Raw genomic sequence first — 4,137 nt, 5'->3', positions numbered from 1 at the left:
TCAAACAAAAGAGACACCCGACTTTTGTTGTCGTCGGGGATGAAATAGGCGTTTACCAACGCATCGATCATCCACTTGTACACGTGGTTGTCCAGGTCAATGAGAAGATTGGCGGGATAATGGTTCCGAATCCAGACCGCCACGGGCTCCTGGAAGTAGTAACTTCCCACTCCATCCCTCGTATTAAAACCATCCCAAGCCTTCCTGCGGTCCGGCTGCCAGAATACTCGCAAGGCTTCTTCTGTTCCTACCAACCACTCCTGCTTGATCTGCTCTCGCAACCCTGGTGCGTGGTTCTTCAATCGACTGAACACAGGAGCCAATTCCGGATAGACCAACCGAAAACAATGGTCTTCCAATGGTTCCAACACCGGTTGAAAAGAGCATGGATTTTCCACAGGATTCCTTTCTTTCATCCATTCCTTTAGCTGATACTGCGCTTGCAGGAGAAGTTCATAGGCTTGTTCCACCCCTGTACGTTCCCACATAAAACCACCTTATCAATAAATTGGGCAGAGAATACCGTCACCATCTGTTGGGATACTATCGGCATACATACCGTTCACCCTAAAATGCTGTATTCTCGGCTCTCTGTTGCAATTGGTATAGGATACCGACAGTATCCGTAGGGATACCGTTGGATGCTGTCACGAGTTTTCATGCAGACGAATCTTCCGCAGCGCATCGAAACGGTTTCCTGATCGTTGGCCAAAGCGGTTCGGCTGCTCCTCTTTCTTCTCCTTCTGATTCTCATCGTCTTTGGTGACGGCTGACTGTGATCGACTGAACACTGACTGAAATCCTCCCCCAAAACCACCCCCTCCGAATTTGTTCGTTTTCGGCTGATAGGGGTTGAACGTTGACTGTTTCACATTTTTGATAGCGGCAGACACATCAACATCCAGTTCCGATTCTTGTTGAACCTGCTCTTGTTTTTCCTTGATTTGTTGAAGTTCTGTCGCCAGCTCGGCGAAACGGCTTGGCATCCCCATCCCGGCAAAAAAGGTGTAGATGACCGCGTAATTTTCATTCCAGATCGGGTCGCCAAACTTACCTCTCATTTGCGTAATCGGATTGTAGTCACTGATCACTTTCTTGATCGTCCGTTCCGTGATGACATCCTTGAAAAAGTCCGCATTGGACGGTCGCAAAATAAAACCGCCATACATCGTCGCCGTTTGGTACTGGTGCCCGCAAGCAAAGTATCCCTTCTCGATACTCGATCTCATCTTTGCTTCTAGTTTTTCGATGGTAAAATCCGGTTCCAACCGCGCTTTCGCTATCGTAAGAAGCTTGCCGGAGAGCTGCATCAGCTTGATGAAGTCTGAAGGGTCATAGGTTACGTTGTCGCTCCCAAAGTTGGCAGGGATGAGATTGGCTTCGTGGATGGTACTAATGACCGCATTATTCCCCTCGTCTTTCCAGGACAGGTTCGTATGTTGGAGTGTCCGCGATCCCTTCTTCAATTCAAAATCATGGTAAATCTTTTTGTTGTCGGTTAAAATCACGCTGGCTAACGGCTTTGTGTCAGAGTATTCAAATAACTCTTCCTGTATCTTGAGAAAATCCTGAATCTCCTTTAACAGCAGCAAGGCATTTGCGATTTCATCAGGATCGTCAATCGGCAGCGAAATGAGTAAGGTGATCGGAACAGGAAAGAATCCTTCCTTGATCAAATTGAGGGTTAAAGAGCCCCAACCGGTTCCCACGCCACCCCCGGCGCCAAGTGAAATGATCAGATGCTCCACATTTGCAAATTTCTTTTCCATGGCAGCAGCCAACTGGCTTCTCAATTCATTCGCCTTGGGATTCAACGTCGGATCGAATAACTCGACCACAAGAGAAGGAGTCCGAGCAGCTCCTTTCATTCCGTCAAAGTGAATGCGATCCTTTTCCGGGATGTTTTTCAGGTGAATCATATCCGCCTGGGCAAAGTTGATTGCCAACGTTTGGTAACATTGTGTCCCATCCGCAAAGCGATAACCAGCAAAGATATCCGCATCCTTGTTCCCCTTTTGACCGGCGCCTATCACACCAAATCGCAAGGACACATCTTGGATGAGGCCGTTGCTTGTCATGAACTCCAATTCCTTACTGTTCATCAGGCTCATAGTATCCCCCCTCGTTTGAAGTCAGCAACAAATAATCTACAAACGCTTGTCCTTCCTCGGAGAGTGAGTAGAGCGTTTCTCGTCTTGGTGTCCTCAACTTGAGAAGACCGGAAAAATACAAGGCTTCCACACAAGCATGAACGACCGTTTTGCTGTATCCGCTCGTGTCAATGATCGATTGTTTATTGATCTCTCCATTCTCTCCGATGATGCATAGAACTTCTTTCATGGGTTCAGTCAGTCGGTTAGAGAACAAGGCATAGTGCCTCGAATCGTACAATCGGCTCATACATTCACCCTTCCTTTTGATGCCTCCACTTCTTTTAGAAGCCAAAATGGTAACTCTCGCTTGTACATGATGTTTAGCTTTCTCAGCACGGTCTGGCTATGTTTTTCCGCTGTATAAGGAGAAACCTCCAAATGAACCGCAACTTGCGGGATGGAGTATCCTTGCAGCAGCATGGCCAACACCTTCGATTCTTGGGGAGTTAGGCCATATTTTTCGGAAACTCCGTTCATCAATTTGTCTAGCAACTGGTTTTCTGTCATCGTCAACACCTCCCTATTCATGATCCAGAATGTAGTAAGAATTGTTCAAACTGATCGGCCGGCAGCGGTTTACTGAACAAAAAACCCTGCATGACGCAACAATCTTTCTGCATGAGATAATTCTTCTGTTCTTCCGATTCAACTCCCTCGGCTACAAGCTGCAGATTCAATTCGTGAGCGAGACGAATGATGGCTGAAGTAATCGGAACTTCCTGCTGGCTGTTTTCCACATCTTGCACAAATACTTGGTCGATTTTCAATGTGTCAACTGGAAACATGCGCAGGTAATTTAGCGAAGAGTATCCTGTACCAAAATCGTCAATCGCGATCTTTATGCCAATCCCTTTCAACCTGGCGAATGTCGAAAGGGTATGTTCTTGTCGAATCGCAATGTTCTCCGTCAGTTCAATCTCCAAACACTCTGGGGGCAACCGTGTTTCTTGCAAGACATTCAAGATTACCGCAACAAAGTCGGCATGTTGGAAGGAAAGCGGGGAAATGTTGATAGCGATTCGTATTGGCCCATAAGTATTAAGCCACCTCTTCGCCTGTCTGCAAGCAACTGTTAATACGAATCGGTCCAATTCGGCAACCAGACCATTCGATTCAGCTAGGGGAACAAAAATACGTGGCGAAATCTCCCCTAACAATGGGTGTACCCATCGTGTGAGAGCTTCCGCTCCAATAACCTTGCCTGTACTAACGTGTATGAAGGGCTGGTAATAAATCTCGATCCCTCCCTCCTTTCCCGCTGCCAACGCTTTTCGTAATTCTTGTTCGCATATTTCCTTTGCGTACTGGATTACCGGCAGATCCATCGGCCCCTCCTCCATTTCTTTTTTCCTTGCTACCCCATAGAAATCGTCGGCAACAGGATCACGAATGAAAACGCGATAAACGGCGCAAACGGTACCTGAACCTGCTTCATCACCTTGGAAAAGATGAGCCCCGACAAAAAAGACAATAAGATCACTCCGTTAACGAGCGGGAACCCAAGTGCAAATCCCAAGAAGGTAAGGAGTTTCATATCCCCTCCCCCAATGCCGTCTTGTACGAAAAATGAAAGTCCCAGCAGCATGGATAACACAAAAAGACCACCAAATACGGAATGCCCCAATTGGTCATGAACGTAATGGTACAGGAGCGCAACCACCATAGACGGATAGGTCAACCAATCCGGAATGATCCGCCATTTCCAATCCGTGAAAGTGGCGATCAACAGAACAATGAGAGAGAACCCCATGAGTATCACGTCCTCACCTCATCCAGACTTGTGATGTAAACGTGGCAGATGCCCGTAAGGGAACTTGAGCCGTGATCCCGATGATCTTCAAAGACTGAAATGTGTAGGTGGACGAAACGGCAATCACGCCTTCCTCCCCTTTTGCTAACGGACCAGTTGTAACCGTCAAATCCCATTCAGCAGGGTCCAGTCCGGCATCAGCAAACCGCTGTTGCAAATAGGGGATAGTACCAT

At 47.4% G+C, this 4,137-nt stretch carries 7 protein-coding genes; all 7 read right to left on the bottom strand.

Features of this window, described 5'->3' with window-relative positions:
* Positions 1-488, bottom strand: a 488-nt coding sequence (locus AB1L17_RS31205; RefSeq protein ID WP_412848908.1) for a hypothetical protein, incomplete at its 3' end; no start/stop codon positions are given.
* A 159-nt stretch (positions 489-647) separates the two neighbouring features.
* Positions 648-2,111, bottom strand: coding sequence for a cell division protein FtsZ (locus AB1L17_RS31200; protein ID WP_412848907.1), 1,464 nt, complete (start codon positions 2,109-2,111; stop codon positions 648-650).
* Entirely contained in the window at positions 2,092-2,400 is a 309-nt protein-coding gene (locus AB1L17_RS31195; protein WP_412848906.1) for a hypothetical protein, read from the bottom strand. Before AB1L17_RS31195 ends, AB1L17_RS31200 begins: the two co-directional genes overlap by 20 nt.
* Complete coding sequence (locus AB1L17_RS31190) at positions 2,397-2,660, bottom strand: helix-turn-helix transcriptional regulator (protein WP_412848905.1); 264 nt, start codon at positions 2,658-2,660, stop codon at positions 2,397-2,399. The genes AB1L17_RS31195 and AB1L17_RS31190 overlap by 4 nt, the downstream gene beginning before the upstream one ends.
* A gap of 17 nt (positions 2,661-2,677) precedes the next feature.
* Positions 2,678-3,478, bottom strand: coding sequence for a putative bifunctional diguanylate cyclase/phosphodiesterase (locus AB1L17_RS31185; protein ID WP_412848904.1), 801 nt, complete (start codon positions 3,476-3,478; stop codon positions 2,678-2,680).
* Positions 3,479-3,507: 29 nt separating this feature from the next.
* Positions 3,508-3,903, bottom strand: coding sequence for a prepilin peptidase (locus AB1L17_RS31180; RefSeq protein WP_412848909.1), 396 nt, complete (start codon positions 3,901-3,903; stop codon positions 3,508-3,510).
* 13 nt (positions 3,904-3,916) lie between these two features.
* On the bottom strand, positions 3,917-4,137 hold a 221-nt coding region (locus AB1L17_RS31175), incomplete at its 5' end, for a hypothetical protein (RefSeq protein WP_412848903.1).

Source organism: Brevibacillus jepli (genome assembly GCF_047229145.1).
In the GTDB taxonomy this organism is placed as follows: Bacteria; Bacillota; Bacilli; order Brevibacillales; family Brevibacillaceae; genus Brevibacillus.
Note: the sequence above shows the minus strand (reverse complement) of the source record. Positions and strands in the feature narration are given on the sequence as shown.